14 protein-coding genes are annotated in these 13,685 nt (G+C 59.3%); 9 read left to right on the top strand and 5 right to left on the bottom strand.

Going from position 1 to position 13,685, the window contains the following annotated elements; translation table 11 throughout:
* Window positions 1-58: 58 nt before the first annotated feature.
* Window positions 59-376: a PsiF family protein gene (locus tag AC3EMD_RS21965; RefSeq protein ID WP_008805345.1), complete on the top strand. Its 318-nt coding sequence runs from the start codon at window positions 59-61 to the stop codon at window positions 374-376.
* Window positions 377-447: 71 nt separating this feature from the next.
* On the opposite strand, the gene proC is transcribed toward AC3EMD_RS21965, so the two are convergent.
* Window positions 448-1,257 (bottom strand): pyrroline-5-carboxylate reductase, encoded by an 810-nt coding sequence (gene proC, locus AC3EMD_RS21960; protein WP_039104218.1) that lies wholly within the window; start codon window positions 1,255-1,257, stop codon window positions 448-450.
* Between the two features lie 116 nt (window positions 1,258-1,373).
* On the opposite strand from proC, the gene AC3EMD_RS21955 reads away from it, so the two are divergent.
* Window positions 1,374-1,832: a YaiI/YqxD family protein gene (locus AC3EMD_RS21955; RefSeq protein WP_008805347.1), complete on the top strand. Its 459-nt coding sequence runs from the start codon at window positions 1,374-1,376 to the stop codon at window positions 1,830-1,832.
* Here the strand turns inward: AC3EMD_RS21955 and AC3EMD_RS21950 are convergent.
* On the bottom strand, window positions 1,829-2,527 hold the full coding sequence (locus AC3EMD_RS21950) for a DUF2076 domain-containing protein (protein ID WP_023322130.1): 699 nt from the start codon (window positions 2,525-2,527) through the stop codon (window positions 1,829-1,831). The two genes, AC3EMD_RS21955 and AC3EMD_RS21950, sit on opposite strands and share 4 nt — an antisense overlap.
* 327 nt (window positions 2,528-2,854) lie before the next feature.
* Here AC3EMD_RS21950 and aroL point away from each other — a divergent pair, with 327 nt between their 5' ends.
* From aroL to ppnP, 4 genes are all read left to right on the top strand, one after another.
* Complete coding sequence (gene aroL, locus AC3EMD_RS21945) at window positions 2,855-3,388, top strand: shikimate kinase AroL (protein WP_008805349.1); 534 nt, start codon at window positions 2,855-2,857, stop codon at window positions 3,386-3,388.
* Window positions 3,389-3,459: 71 nt separating this feature from the next.
* On the top strand, window positions 3,460-3,651 hold the full coding sequence (locus AC3EMD_RS21940) for a YaiA family protein (protein ID WP_008805350.1): 192 nt from the start codon (window positions 3,460-3,462) through the stop codon (window positions 3,649-3,651).
* A gap of 249 nt (window positions 3,652-3,900) precedes the next feature.
* Window positions 3,901-4,581 (top strand): AroM family protein, encoded by a 681-nt coding sequence (locus AC3EMD_RS21935; protein ID WP_008805351.1) that lies wholly within the window; start codon window positions 3,901-3,903, stop codon window positions 4,579-4,581.
* 77 nt (window positions 4,582-4,658) lie between these two features.
* Complete coding sequence (ppnP, locus tag AC3EMD_RS21930; RefSeq protein ID WP_002890284.1) at window positions 4,659-4,943, top strand: pyrimidine/purine nucleoside phosphorylase; 285 nt, start codon at window positions 4,659-4,661, stop codon at window positions 4,941-4,943.
* Window positions 4,944-5,014: 71 nt separating this feature from the next.
* Here ppnP and rdgC read toward each other — a convergent pair whose 3' ends face one another.
* Window positions 5,015-5,926, bottom strand: a complete 912-nt coding sequence (rdgC, locus tag AC3EMD_RS21925) for a recombination-associated protein RdgC (RefSeq protein ID WP_002890285.1) — start codon at window positions 5,924-5,926, stop codon at window positions 5,015-5,017.
* 91 nt (window positions 5,927-6,017) lie between these two features.
* Between rdgC and mak the strand changes: the two genes are divergently transcribed.
* Window positions 6,018-6,932: a fructokinase gene (gene mak, locus AC3EMD_RS21920; RefSeq protein WP_012542714.1), complete on the top strand. Its 915-nt coding sequence runs from the start codon at window positions 6,018-6,020 to the stop codon at window positions 6,930-6,932.
* 206 nt (window positions 6,933-7,138) lie between these two features.
* Here the strand turns inward: mak and sbcC are convergent, their stop codons facing one another.
* Both sbcC and sbcD read right to left on the bottom strand, forming a co-directional pair.
* Window positions 7,139-10,276, bottom strand: a complete 3,138-nt coding sequence (gene sbcC / locus AC3EMD_RS21915; RefSeq protein ID WP_302073776.1) for an exonuclease subunit SbcC — start codon at window positions 10,274-10,276, stop codon at window positions 7,139-7,141.
* Window positions 10,273-11,478: an exonuclease subunit SbcD gene (sbcD, locus tag AC3EMD_RS21910; protein WP_109909831.1), complete on the bottom strand. Its 1,206-nt coding sequence runs from the start codon at window positions 11,476-11,478 to the stop codon at window positions 10,273-10,275. Before sbcD ends, sbcC begins: the two co-directional genes overlap by 4 nt.
* A gap of 182 nt (window positions 11,479-11,660) precedes the next feature.
* Here sbcD and phoB point away from each other — a divergent pair, with 182 nt between their 5' ends.
* Window positions 11,661-12,350 carry a phosphate response regulator transcription factor PhoB gene (phoB, locus tag AC3EMD_RS21905; RefSeq protein ID WP_302073775.1) on the top strand — a complete coding sequence of 230 codons (690 nt, stop codon included), beginning with the start codon at window positions 11,661-11,663 and terminating at the stop codon, window positions 12,348-12,350.
* Window positions 12,351-12,371: 21 nt separating this feature from the next.
* On the top strand, window positions 12,372-13,667 hold the full coding sequence (phoR, locus tag AC3EMD_RS21900) for a phosphate regulon sensor histidine kinase PhoR (RefSeq protein WP_302073774.1): 1,296 nt from the start codon (window positions 12,372-12,374) through the stop codon (window positions 13,665-13,667).
* Window positions 13,668-13,685 lie beyond the last annotated feature (18 nt).

Genomic DNA, 13,685 nt, shown 5'->3' with positions numbered 1-13,685 from the left:
GGTTTTTTTTCTATCTGCGTCCAGACTTACAACGATCCACTCACAGAAGGATGGTGCGATGAAAATAACCTTACTAATGACTCTACTGTTTGGCTTGATCTTTATCAGCGCGGTTGGCGCGGCAGAAAAAACGCCCACTCCACAGCAGCAAAAGATGACGGACTGCAATCAGCAAGCGTCAGCCAAAGCGCTGAAAGGAGATGAGCGCAAAACGTTTATGAGCCAGTGCCTGAAAAAAGAGACCACTACGTCGCAAGGAAAAGCGCTCACCCCTCAGCAGCAGAAGATGAGCGACTGCAACAAAGCGGCCTCGGCAAAATCGTTGAAGGGTGATGAACGCAGTACCTTCATGAGTACCTGCCTGAAGAAAGCCTGAAAAAAAAGGGAGCGCCTGCGCGCTCCCTTCTTCTTTGAACACTCAGGGCATTGCTGCCTACCCTCTCAGGCTCAGGAGCGGCTCAGTTTCTCTGATTTCTCCATACACTGGGTGATGGCTTCGATCACCGCGGAGCGGAACCCTTTCTCTTCCAGTACGCGGACGGCTTCGATGGTGGTCCCGCCAGGCGAGCAGACCATATCTTTCAGCGCCCCCGGATGCTCGCCGCTCTCCAGCACCATTTTGGCGGAGCCCATTACCGCCTGGGCGGCGAATTTATAGGCCTGGGCGCGCGGCATGCCGCCGAGGACGGCGGCATCGGCCATCGCTTCGATAAACATAAAAACATAGGCCGGCGCCGAACCGCTCACGCCCACCACCGGATGGATCATCGGCTCGGCAATTTGCTCCGCCTGGCCAAAGCAGCGGAACATGGTCAGCACTTCGGCCACATCTTCGCTGCTCACCAGCGCGTTAGGCGTGACGGAGGTCATACCGGCGTTGACCAGTGACGGCGTATTGGGCATCGCGCGAATAATTTTGCGATCGTGACCGAGGGCGCGCGCCAGTTGCTCAAGCGTGACCCCGGCGGCGATGGAGACCACCAGCGACTCTTTATTCAGGCTTGAGGCGACGTCGCCCAGCACTTTGGTCATGATCCCCGGCTTAACCGCGCCGAAGACGATATCGGCAATCTGCGCCACTTCCTGAGCGCTCCCGGCGGCGTTGATGCCATACTGGTCGCGCAGAGCCGCAACCTTATCCGGCGACGGGGTGTAGACCCAGATTTGTCCCGGCTGTACCTGGCCGCTGGCGATCAGTCCACCCAGAATGGCCTTACCCATATTGCCGCAGCCGATAAAGCCAATTTTCTTATCCATCACCATTCCCCTCTGCTTTTTTCGTTACGATCTGATTAGCTTACCATCCTGGCGCTTTCATGGGGGAGAAAAGCAGGTAACATTGGCGTCACTTATTGCAGGTAACAGGAGCTGGCATGGCTATTTGGGTAGATGCGGACGCGTGTCCGAACGTGATTAAAGAGATTTTGTTCCGCGCGGCAGAGCGTACCCAGACCCCGGTGACGCTGGTGGCGAATCAGCCGCTGCGCGTGCCGCCGTCGCGTTTCATCCGCACTTTGCGGGTTGAGCAAGGTTTTGACGTGGCGGATAACGAAATCGTTCGCCAGTGCGCGGCGGGAGATTTAGTCATCACCGCCGACATCCCGCTGGCGGCAGAGGTGCTGGCGAAGGGCGGGGCGGCGCTGAATCCGCGCGGGGAACGCTACAGTGAGGCGACGATCCGCGAGCGCCTGACGATGCGGGATTTTATGGAGACATTGCGGGCCAGCGGCGTGCAGACCGGCGGCCCGGATAGTTTATCGCAGCGCGACCGGCAACAGTTTGCTGCCGAGCTGGAGAAGTGGTTGCTGGCGGTTAAGCGTCAGCAGGGTTAAACCCAGCTATCGTCGTCGCTGCCAATATCATCGTCGCCAAAGCCGGCGTCGAAGTCGTCGTTCCAGGTGTTGTCGGCAAGGAACTGATCGTCTCCCTGGCGGAACGGATCGTCACCCGCGGTGGCGTCCTGCGCGGCGGCGGCAGCAGGCTGCGGCTGCTCTTCGATGATATTGACAATCTCCTGCGGGTGCGAGCCGCTGAACATGTTGGTCAGCATATTGCCCAGCACCACGCCGCCCGCTACGCCTGCGGCCGTTTGCAGCGCGCCTGCCATAAAGCCGCCGCCGCGTGCCGCTGCCTGCGGGGCATAGTTCTGTTGCTGTTGCGGCGGGGCATACTGCGGCTGGGCGCTGGCCTGCGGGCGACCGTATTGCTCCGCGCCCGGGATGGGGTCAGAGCCGCGTGACGAGCCGCCACCGCCAAACAGGCCGGAGAGGAATCCGCCGCTGCTGGGCTTCGCCGCCTGCAGCTGGCTGACCTGGCTCTCCAGCGCCTGGATGCGATCGTTAAGCTGTTTAATCGCGGCTTCCTGGATAAGAATGGTTTGCGCCATATAGTAGGGGGCCGCCGGCTGCGCGCTTACATGTTGGGCAATCCGCTCCTCGGCGCTGGTATCGCGCGATGCACTGTGCGCCTCAGCCTCTTTTAGCCGGGAAAACAGTCCATCAATAAGGCGTTGTTCTTCAGATTGCATGTTACATTCCTCTGTCACACTGTCGAATAGGCATCAGGGTGCGTCTGAAACACGATGTTGTAAATATGTTGCTTCGTAAAGCTATGCATAAATGTGTTACCGTTTACGCCAGCGTTGGATAAAAAATAACGCCCAGCCGAAAGTAAAGCTGGTTAAACACTTAATGCAATGATAAGTTTACATCAAGAACCCCTTTTGTCACTGTGGTGATGGGGTGCAAAGAAGTTGTGTAACGTTTTGTTTACGACTACGTTACGGAACAAACAGCGATAATACGTTCTTTCGTTTTCATATTTTACGACAGGCGGAACCAGGGGGTCTTCGGTCATGACACAGCCAATCTTTCTCATCGGGCCACGCGGCTGCGGTAAAACCACCGTTGGTCATGCGCTGGCGCGAGCGCGGCATTTTCAGTTCTCCGATACCGATCATCGGCTGCAGGCCCATGAGCAGCGGACGGTGGCAGAGATCGTGCAGGCAGAAGGGTGGGCGCGTTTTCGCGAACTGGAGACCCTGTCGCTGAAGGCCGTGACTCTGCCGAATACGGTGATCGCCACCGGCGGCGGTATTGTGCTGGCGGAAGGTAATCGCCAGTTTATGCGGGAAAACGGCGTGGTGATCTATCTGCAGGCCTCGGTGTCGGCGCTCATTGATCGTCTGGAGGCCTACCCAAAAGCCGAACAGCGGCCGACGCTTACCGGTAAGCCGGTACGTGAGGAAGTGGGCGAGGTGTTGGCGCAGCGCGAAGCCTTATACCGTGATGCCGCCCATCATATTGTCGATGCCACGGCCTCCCCGGATCGGGTGGTGGAGCAGATTATGACCATGCTGTGCGGCGCGACGGCAACCCCGGTAAGTTAAGAATTTACTTACATTAAGGCGGCGAGGGGCGCCTATACTTGATAGTTCTGATACCAGAAGAAGGAAGAACTATGCCAAACAGGCCCCCATATCCGAGAGAAGCGCGCGTGGTTGCGGTAGAGAAAGGCCCGCAGGGTCAGACCGTCACCTGGTATCAACTCCGCGCGGATTATCCTGAACCCAATTCGCTGATCAGCGAACATCCTACCGAGCAGGAAGCCGTGGATGCCAAGCGGCGCTATGAAGATCCTGATAAGTCGTAACCCCTGAGCCCGGATTGCCGGCCATACTGGCAATATCGGGCGTATCTCACATTTTTTATTTATCAGTCGTACTAATGAATATCTAACACACGGATTTTTCAGGCACGCCGCTGTCGCCCGGCAATCTTTACATTCAACCGCGGCGCGGAACTGCTACGCTTCTCGACGGTTGATTTTTACTCACCAGGGGGGCGGATGCCGTGTGTGGTAAGTCTGTCTTGAAGCAGTGGTAGTGAAAAGGTACATGATATGAGTAGTGCAACGATGGCAATTTTGACCATCGGCGTTGTGCCGCTGGCGGGAGTGTTGCCGCTCCTGACCGAACATATCAGGGAAGAACAGATCACCCACATTAGTTTGCTGGGCGATATGACACATGCTGAGGTAACCAAAGAGTACGCGGTGGGTGACGGCGAGCAGGGCCTGCTGACCTTGCTCAATGATAACCAGCTGGTGATGGTATCGCGGCAGAAAATTGAACGCGATATCCGCAGCGTGATCGCGATGCTGGATCGGCAGAACTATGATGTGATCCTGTTGCTTAGCTCCGAACAGTTAAGCGGTTTTACAACCCACCATGCGATCCTTCTTGAGCCGCAGCGGATCATCCCGCCGCTGGTGGCGTCGATCGTCGATGGGCATCAGGTGGGGGTGATCGTGCCGGTGGAAGAGATCATGCCTATGCAGCGGCAAAAGTGGCTCTCGCTGGAAAAGTCGCCGTACTACGCGCTGGCCAACCCTTTTACCGGCAGCGACAGTGAGTTATTAAGCGCCGGCAAAACGCTGCTGGAGCAGGGCGCCGACGTGCTGGTCCTCGACTGTCTCGGTTACTATCAGCATCACCGCGATGTGTTACAAAAAGCCCTGGACGTCCCGGTTTTGCTGTCGAATGTGCTGGTTTCCCGACTGGCGGCAGAACTATTGGTCTAATGTGTTAATTTCACGTGACAGGGGCAAGGAGCGCCCCCTATATTGAGCCTTTAACCGACGATCAGAAGGGCTTGTTTATGCTTCAAAGCAATGAATACTTTGACGGAAAAGTGAAATCCATTGGCTTCACCAGCAGCAGTACCGGTCGCGCCAGCGTTGGCGTGATGGCGGAAGGGGAATACACCTTTGGTACGGCGCAGCCGGAAGAGATGACGGTGGTCAGCGGGGCGCTGAATGTCCTGCTGCCGGGTGAGACTGAGTGGAAAGTTTACGCCGCCGGCGAAGTTTTCAATGTGCCAGGCAACAGCGAATTTCATCTGCAGGTGGCTGAGCCAACCTCTTATCTGTGCCGCTATCTGTAAGCCAGAGTGACACCCGGCGCCTGCCGCCGGGTTGTTTTTTCCTTCCTGCCAGGCAGGAAGGAAAGCGGCGCTTAGCGCTGCGCTTCGCCGCCGAGCCCTTCTACCAGGCTTTGGATCAGGGCAGCCAGCTCGCCGGTCATTAAGATAAAGTCGGCGTCAAAGCGCTGGGCGAAATCTTCCCGATCGATATCTTCGTTTTGGTCACGTAATTCATCGCAGAACTTGAGGCGCTTAATTGACGCATCGTCGCAGATCACAAACTGAATACGCTGCTGCCAGTCCAGCGCCAGCTTGGTGACGACCTTCCCGGCCTCAATGTGCACGGCGATTTCGTCGCTGACCAGATCCTGTTTCTTGGCGCGGATCACGCCGCCATCTTCCAGCATCGCTTTCAGCTCGGCTTCATCCAGCAGCTGGAAGCCCTGCGCCACGGTGCCGGAGCGGACCCACTCGGTCAGCGTCAGCTCAATCGGATTCTCCAGGGTCAGCGGCACCACCGGCAGTGAACCGAGGGTTTTACGCAGCAGGGCCAGCGTGTCTTCCGCTTTCTTCGCGCTGGCGCAGTCCACCATGATCAGGCCGTTAACGGTATCGATCCACATCATCGTCTGGCTGAAGCGGCTGAAGGCGCGCGGCAGCAGCGAGTGCAACACTTCATCTTTCAGGGAATCTTTCTCGGTCTTCTTCAGCTTGCGGCCCTGATCGGCTTCCAGCTTCTGGATCTTCGCCTCCAGCGCCTGCTTGATCACCGGCGACGGCAGGATCTTTTCTTCTTTACGCGCGCAGATAATGATCTGGCCGTTTGCCGTATGCGTCAGCGCGTCGCTGTGCGATCCCATCGGCGACACCCAACCGGTTTTCGCCATATCCTGGCTGCCACACGGGGTAAATGTCAGCTCGGCCAGCTGTTTTTCCATCTCCTCGGCGCGCAATTCGATATCGCGGCTGAGACGGTAAACCATTAAATTTTTGAACCACAGCATGATAATTTCCACGGCTTTATCGTTAAATCAGGCGGGCATGATAGCGAATTGTCGCTATGCTTGCATTGTTAATCGGGGTGAGGAGCTGAGCGTGCGTATTGGTATTGATTTAGGTGGAACAAAAACCGAAGTGATAGCCCTGAGCGACCAGGGAGAGCAGCTGTTTCGCCACCGGTTACCCACGCCGCGTGAGGACTACCGGCAAACCATCGAGACTATCGCCACCCTGGTAGCGATGGCCGAGCAGGCGACCGGGCAGCAGGGTACCGTGGGGATGGGCATTCCTGGCGCAATTTCGCCCTATACCGGGGTGGTGAAAAACGCCAACTCGACCTGGCTCAACGGCCAGCCCTTTGATAAGGATCTCAGCCTGCGCCTTGAGCGTGAAGTCCGGCTGGCCAACGACGCCAACTGTCTGGCGGTGTCGGAGGCGGTGGACGGCGCGGCGGCGGGGGCGCAAACGGTGTTTGCGGTGATTATCGGCACCGGCTGCGGCGCCGGGGTGGCGCTCAACGGGCGGGCGCATATCGGCGGCAACGGTAACGCCGGCGAGTGGGGGCATAACCCGCTGCCGTGGATGAACGACGATGAGCTGCGCTATCGCGCCGAAGTGCCCTGCTACTGCGGTAAACAGGGATGTATCGAAACCTTTATCTCCGGCACCGGCTTTGCCACCGACTACCAGCGGCTGAGCGGCAAGGGGTTAACCGGCAGCGAGATTATGCGTCTGGTGGGCGAAGGTGACGAAAAGGCCGAACTGGCGCTGAGCCGCTATGAACAGCGGCTGGCGAAATCGCTGGCCCACGTGGTGAATATCCTCGACCCGGACGTTATCGTGCTGGGCGGCGGGATGAGCAACGTCGAGCGTCTGTATCAAACGGTACCGGACCTGGTGAAGCAGTGGGTCTTCGGTGGCGAGTGTGAAACGCCGATCCGCAAAGCGTTGCACGGTGACTCCAGCGGAGTACGCGGCGCGGCCTGGCTGTGGCCGCTCCAGGGGACCTGAACCGCTCCCCCTCACCCCGGCCCTCTCCCTGCAGGGAGAGGGAGAAAAGCGGTACGGTGCGGGTGGTAGAGGCAGTGGCCGGGAACCCCTCACCCTGCAGGGAGAGGGGAATCGCAATAGCGTGCGAAATTACAGACCGGCGCCGGACGGTTCCCTCTCCCTCCGGGAAAGGGTTAGGGTGAGGGGACATCGCCATAATTCAGACCTCACTCCACCGCAAACACTCTGTCCAGCCGACTGTAGCCCAGGCCATTTATCTTCTTCACTTTGATCTGCACCGGAATACGTTCCTTCATTGCCTCCACGTGGCTGATCACCCCGATAATTTTGCCGCTGGCGTTAAGGGCATCCAGGGCGTCCAGCGCCGTATCCAGCGTTTCGCTGTCGAGGGTGCCGAACCCTTCATCGAGAAACAGGGAGTCAATCCGTGTTTTATGGCTCACCAGGTCTGACAGCGCCAGGGCCAGCGCCAGGCTGACGAGAAAACTTTCGCCGCCGGAGAGGGTGCGGGTGTCGCGCACGGCGTCGGCCTGCCAGGTATCGACCACCTCCAGCTCCAGCGCCTCGCTGGCCTTGCGTTGCAGCAGATAGCGGCCGTGCAGGCGGTTGAGCTGCTGGTTTGCCAGCCAGACCAGATTATCCAGCGTCAGCCCCTGGGCGAATTTGCGGAACCGGTCGCCGGTGCTGGAGCCGATCAGCGAATTCAGATAGCCCCAGTCGTCCGCCAGCTGCGCCGCCTCTGCAATCTGCTGCCCCAGCGCCTGCTGCTGCTGGCGGCTTTCATTATCCTGCCTGAGCTGCTGGCGGATCTCACCCTGACGGGTCGTGTTGTCCCGCAGCCGCTGGGCCAGGGCGTGCAGTTGCGTTTGCAGGGTGGGGCCGTCCGCGTCTGATCCTTGCGGCCGCAGCGCCAGATGCGCCTGTTGCTGCTGAGTCGCCTGCTCGCAGAGCACCGTCGCTTGCTGAAGCTGCTGCTCAAGCGACTGTTTTAACTGCGTCAGCCGCTGGGCGGTCTCGTCATCCAGCAGTGCGGCGAGGAACGCCTCCCGATCGTTGAAGCGGCTGGCGGCCAGGGCAGTCGTGAATTGCGTCTGTGACTGATGTACGCGCGCCGTTTCTTCGGTCTCCAGTTGCTGCTGGGCGACAAGCTGGCTGTGCAGCGACAGGCATTCCTCGTGGATTTCGCGCCAGTTGTCCGGGATCACCGGCTCAGCCTCCGCGTCATCCTCATCGCCGGGCGGCAGCGTATCGAGCAGCGGTTTCAGGGCGGCGATCTGATCCTGGAGCACGCCATGCCGCGTCTGTTGCGCCTGCCACCGGGCAAATTCGCTTTCGCGAGCGTGCAGCCAGGCGGCTTCTGCGCCTTCTTCCGGCAGGCTGAGCGACAGCGTCTGCAGGGCGTTCTCCAGCCCCTGGCGCGTGGTCTCCAGCTGCTGGTGAGCCTGGCGCTCCAGCGCTTGCTGGTCGTTGAGCTGGCTCTGTAACATCAGACGCTGGCTGAGCTGATAGAGCTGCTGCTCGTAGCGCTCCTGCTCCTGCATCCAGTCGTTTATCTCTTGCGCAATATCCCGCGTGACCTGCAGAGCGGCGCAGGTTTCCTGCCACGCTTTAGTGAGCGCTTGCTCTTCCTCTGTGAGCCGCCGGGCCGCTTCGGTCTCACGCTGGAGCTGCTGCGTCAGGGCGTTGACCTGCCCGAGGACCAGCAGACCTTCTTCTTTCAGCGCGGCGACCTCTTTTTCCAGCGCGTCGCGGCGGCGCTGATTATCCGTGACCGTTAGGGAGGCGTATTGCTCAATCGCCGGATGTTCACAGGATCCGCACAGCGGGCAGGGCTTCCCCGCCTCAAGCCGGGCGCGGTAACCTTCCAGATCTTTAATCGTTTCTTCCCGTTGGCAGAGCGCCTTCAGGTCGAGATAGTGCTGGTTTTTGTCTTTATATTGCTCCCGACGTTGCGTCAGGGTGGCATTGAGTTTTGCCTGCTCCGTTTGCGCCTGCTGGATGTTCTCGGCGCTCTGCCGCAGGCGTTTGTGCAACTGCTGATGCTGTTCATGCAGGGAGAGCAGCCGCTGGCGCAGCGGCCGCGATTGCGTTTGCTGCGCCATCGCCGCCGCGACTTCCTCTGCGGACAATGACAGGGAGCTGGCCGGCAGAGCGCTGAGTTTCTGGCGCAGCGCGGCCAGGCGGGTGGTCTGAGCCGTTAGCTGCTGTTTATCGCGCGTCAGTTGCGAGAATTGCGCCCGCCAGCCGGCAATCTCCTGGCCCCATAAGCGGAATCGGTCATGGGCCGCCAGCCACTGCGCCAGGTCCGTCAGTTCAGCCTGACGCTGCTGCTGAGCGTGCAGGGCGCTGCGGCGGATGCGCGCGCGCTGCGCGGTGCAGGCAAGTAAGCGAGCATTTACTTCGTTGATCCGTTGCCGGGTTTGCGCCAGACCTGCCACCTGTTCCTGCTGACGCTCCCACAGGGGGCGCAGCTGGGCGGCCGGCTGGGCCAGCTCAAGCTTCGCCAGCGCCGGGGCGGCGTCGGTCAGCGCCTGGCGGGCCTGCTGTTGCCGGCTAACCGCCTGCTGGTGCTGCTGCGCCAGCTCGTCGCAGCGCGTCAGCCACTGAAGCTGCTGTTGCTGGTTTTGCTGCTGCGTTAGCAGGGTTTTTTCTTCGTCAGTGAGTACCTGCAAACTTTCCTGCAGCGCCTGCTGCTGCGCTTCCGTCAGCAGAACGATGCCCGCCGCCTGGGCTTCGAACTTCTCCAGCGTGTGGCGAGCGGCTTTGTGCTGTTCGTAGACCATGGCCGAAATCTGGCCGTAGATTTCCGTGCCGGTCAGCTCCTCCAGCAGCTCCGCGCGATCGCTCGGCTTCGCGTTCAGGAAGGCGGCAAATTGTCCCTGGGAAAGCAGCATCGAGCGGGTGAAACGGCCATAGTCGAGCCCGGTGAGCGTCGCGGTTTGCTCCAGTTTGTCCGAGACCTTATCGGCGAGGATTTTGCCGTCGGCGCAGCGTGCCAGCTCGACGCGGGGCGCCTGCAGATTGCCATCCGGTTGGTTGCGTGCCCGGTTCTGGCTCCAGAAAGCGCGGTAGGCGGTGCCTTTGACTTCAAACTCGACCTCCGCCAGACATTCGGCGGTATCGCGGGTCATCAGGTCATTTTGCGACTGGGAAACTTTATTCAGGCGCGGCGTCTCGTGATAAAGCGCCAGGCAAATGGCATCGAGCAGGGTGGTTTTGCCGGCGCCGGTGGCGCCGGTAATGGCGAACAGGCCGTTGCTGACGAACGGCTCGGCGGTAAAGTCTATCTTCCATTCACCCTTCAGGGAGTTGAGGTTTTTCAGACGCAGACTGAGGATTTTCATGCGTTTTCGTCCTCCGCGGTGAGCGTATGCAGCGTATGGGTGAACAGCTCGTGCAGCCGGGCGCGCTTGTCATCGTCAATCTCGGTCAGCGCCAGCCGGCGCTCGAACACCTCTTCCACCTTCAGTTCGCTGAGGGTCTCCCGCTGGGCGTTGAGCAATATTTTCTCGCGCTGCTCGCGGCCGCGGCGTACCAGCAACACTTCCACCGGCAGATCCTCCGTCAGCGCCTGAATATGACGCTGAATATCGTGCAGGTAGTCCTCGGTGGTGATTTCGATATCCAGCCACACCGGCGGGTCCTGCTCGACGCCGCGCCACTGCTCCAGCTGGGCGGTGATGGCGGCCAGATCGCCTTTGATCACTGCCAGCGGCTGGGTCACGGGCACCTCCAGGGTTTCCACGGCGCTGAGGCGCCCGTCGTTAAAACTCACCAGGTGCACCGATTTGGCTTTGCCGGTTTCATCGAAGCTCAGCGGCAGCGGCGAGCCGCTGTAGCGGATGTGCTCGCAGCCACCGACCACCTGCGCCCGATGAATATGGCCCAGCGCAATGTAGTCGGCAGGCGGGAAGTGTTGCGCCGGAAAGGCATCCAGCGTGCCGATGTAAATGTCGCGGACGGCATCGCTTTTGCTGGCGCCGACGGTGGTCAGGTGGCCGCTGGCAATGATGGGCAGCGGCCGATCGCCGCGCAGCGCGCAGGCCTGCTGATACTGCTCCTGATAATAGTCGCTGATGGCGTGCAGTAGCTGTTGCTGTTTTTCCCGACCGGAGTGGCCGGCCTGACTGGTAACCAGCTCGCGGGGGCGTAAAAACGGCACCGGGCAAAAGATGGCGCCAGGGGTGCCGTCGCGCAACGGCAGTTCAATGGGCGCGTAGCCGGCGTTCGCCACCACGGTGGTGTGCAAAAAGGCGAGAATATCGCGGGACTCATTGAGCATCGCCACTGAATCGTGATTGCCCGCCAGCACCACCAGGCGACAGCCGGTCTGCTGCAACTGGACGACAAAACGGTTATACAGCTCGCGGGCATAGCTCGGCGGCGAGCCGGTATCAAAAATATCGCCAGCCACGATAATGGCGTCGACTTCATGCTCCTGCGCGCGGGCCAGCAGCCAGGTAAGAAAAGCGTCGTGTTCTGCCGCGCGGCTTTTGCTGTAAAAATTCTGGCCCAAATGCCAGTCGGAGGTGTGAAGGAGGCGCATAAATCTTCCCTAGCGAAAAAAGCATGGGCGGCAGTATATCATTTGTCGGCGCGGGGTAAGTCCGCGTCATGCTTCAAATTACCCGATCATCAGACCGTCATTTTTTTCATAAATCTGTCACAAAAGTGACGCATAATGACGCCGCACTTCTATACTGATGGCTAAAAAACACAGGGTAAATAATGGCGAGAAGAATTCTGGTCGTTGAAGATGAAGCTCCAATCCGCGAAATGGTCTGCTTTGTTCTGGAGCAAAATGGCTTTCAGCCCGTCGAGGCGGAAGATTATGACAGCGCGGTGAATCAACTCAATGAACCCTGGCCTGATTTGATTCTCCTTGACTGGATGCTGCCGGGTGGTTCGGGGCTGCAGTTTATTAAGTTGCTCAAGCGCGAGGCGATGACGCGGGATATCCCGGTTGTGATGCTGACCGCGCGTGGAGAAGAAGAGGATCGTGTTCGCGGCCTGGAGACCGGCGCGGACGACTACATTACCAAGCCTTTCTCACCGAAAGAGCTGGTGGCGCGAATCAAAGCGGTGATGCGCCGTATTTCGCCGATGGCGGTGGAAGAGGTGATCGAAATGCAGGGTCTGAGCCTCGACCCTTCGTCGCATCGGGTGATGACCGGCGACAGTCCGCTGGACATGGGGCCGACGGAATTTAAATTATTGCACTTCTTTATGACCCATCCTGAGCGAGTGTACAGCCGCGAGCAGCTGCTGAACCACGTCTGGGGAACCAACGTCTATGTGGAAGACCGCACGGTGGACGTCCATATTCGCCGCCTGCGCAAAGCGCTGGAAAACAGTGGCCATGATCGCATGGTGCAAACGGTTCGCGGCACGGGGTATCGTTTCTCCGCCCGTTTCTGAATTTTGACAGGAGTGTGACCCGTGCTGGAACGGCTGTCATGGAAAAGGCTGGCGCTGGAGCTCTTTTTAGCGTGTATTCCGGCCCTGATTCTGGGGGCGTTTGTGGGTCATCTGCCGTGGTTTTTACTGGCGGCAGTGACCGGTTTGCTGATCTGGCATTTCTGGAATTTGATGCGCCTGTCGTGGTGGTTGTGGGTGGATCGGAGCATGACTCCTCCGCCTGGACGCGGCAGCTGGGAGCCGCTGCTGTATGGTCTGCATCAGATGCAGATGCGTAATAAAAAGCGTCGACGCGAGCTGGGAAGCCTGATTAAACGCTTTCGCAGCGGGGCGGAATCGCTGCCGGATGCGGTTGTACTGACCACGGAAGAGGGGGCCATTTTCTGGTGTAATGGCCTGGCGCAGCAGATTTTAAACCTGCGCTGGCCGGACGACAGTGGCCAAAATATTCTCAACCTCCTGCGTTATCCCGAGTTCGCCAACTATCTGAAACAGCGTGATTTTTCTAAGCCACTCAACCTGGTGCTGAATAACGCTCGCCATCTGGAAATTCGCGTGATGCCTTACACCGATAAGCAGTGGCTGATGGTGGCGCGCGACGTGACGCAGATGCATCAGCTGGAAGGGGTGCGGCGGAACTTTTTCGCCAACGTCAGCCATGAACTGCGCACCCCGCTGACGGTGCTGCAGGGCTATCTGGAGATGATGCAGGAGCAGGTACTGGAGGGGGCGACGCGGGAAAAAGCCCTGCACACCATGCGAGAGCAAACTCAGCGTATGGAAGGGCTGGTGAAGCAGTTGCTGACGCTGTCGCGCATTGAAGCCGCGCCGGCGCTGGCGATGAATGACCGCATCGACGTGCCGATGATGCTGCGGGTGGTGGAGCGCGAGGCGCAAACTCTCAGCCAGGAGAAACAGACGCTGATCTTCACCGTTGACGAGCAGCTCAAGGTGCTGGGTAATGAGGAGCAACTGCGCAGCGCCATTTCCAATCTGGTCTATAACGCGGTGAACCACACCCCGCCGGGGACCGAAATTCGCGTCAGCTGGCAGCGGACCCCGCAGGGGGCGCTGTTCAGCGTCGAGGATAATGGGCCAGGCATTGCGCCAGAGCATATTCCCCGTTTGACCGAGCGTTTTTATCGGGTGGATAAAGCTCGCTCCCGGCAAACGGGGGGCAGCGGCCTGGGACTGGCGATCGTCAAACACGCGGTCAACCATCATGACAGCCGGCTGGAGATCGACAGCACGGTGGGCAAGGGAACCCGTTTTAGCTTCCTGCTCCCGGAACGATTAATTGCCAGAAACGACGCCTGATCGGCGTGCTGTCAGCTT

Source organism: Klebsiella sp. PK18, from assembly GCF_057784655.1.
Note: the sequence above shows the minus strand (reverse complement) of the source record. Positions and strands in the feature narration are given on the sequence as shown.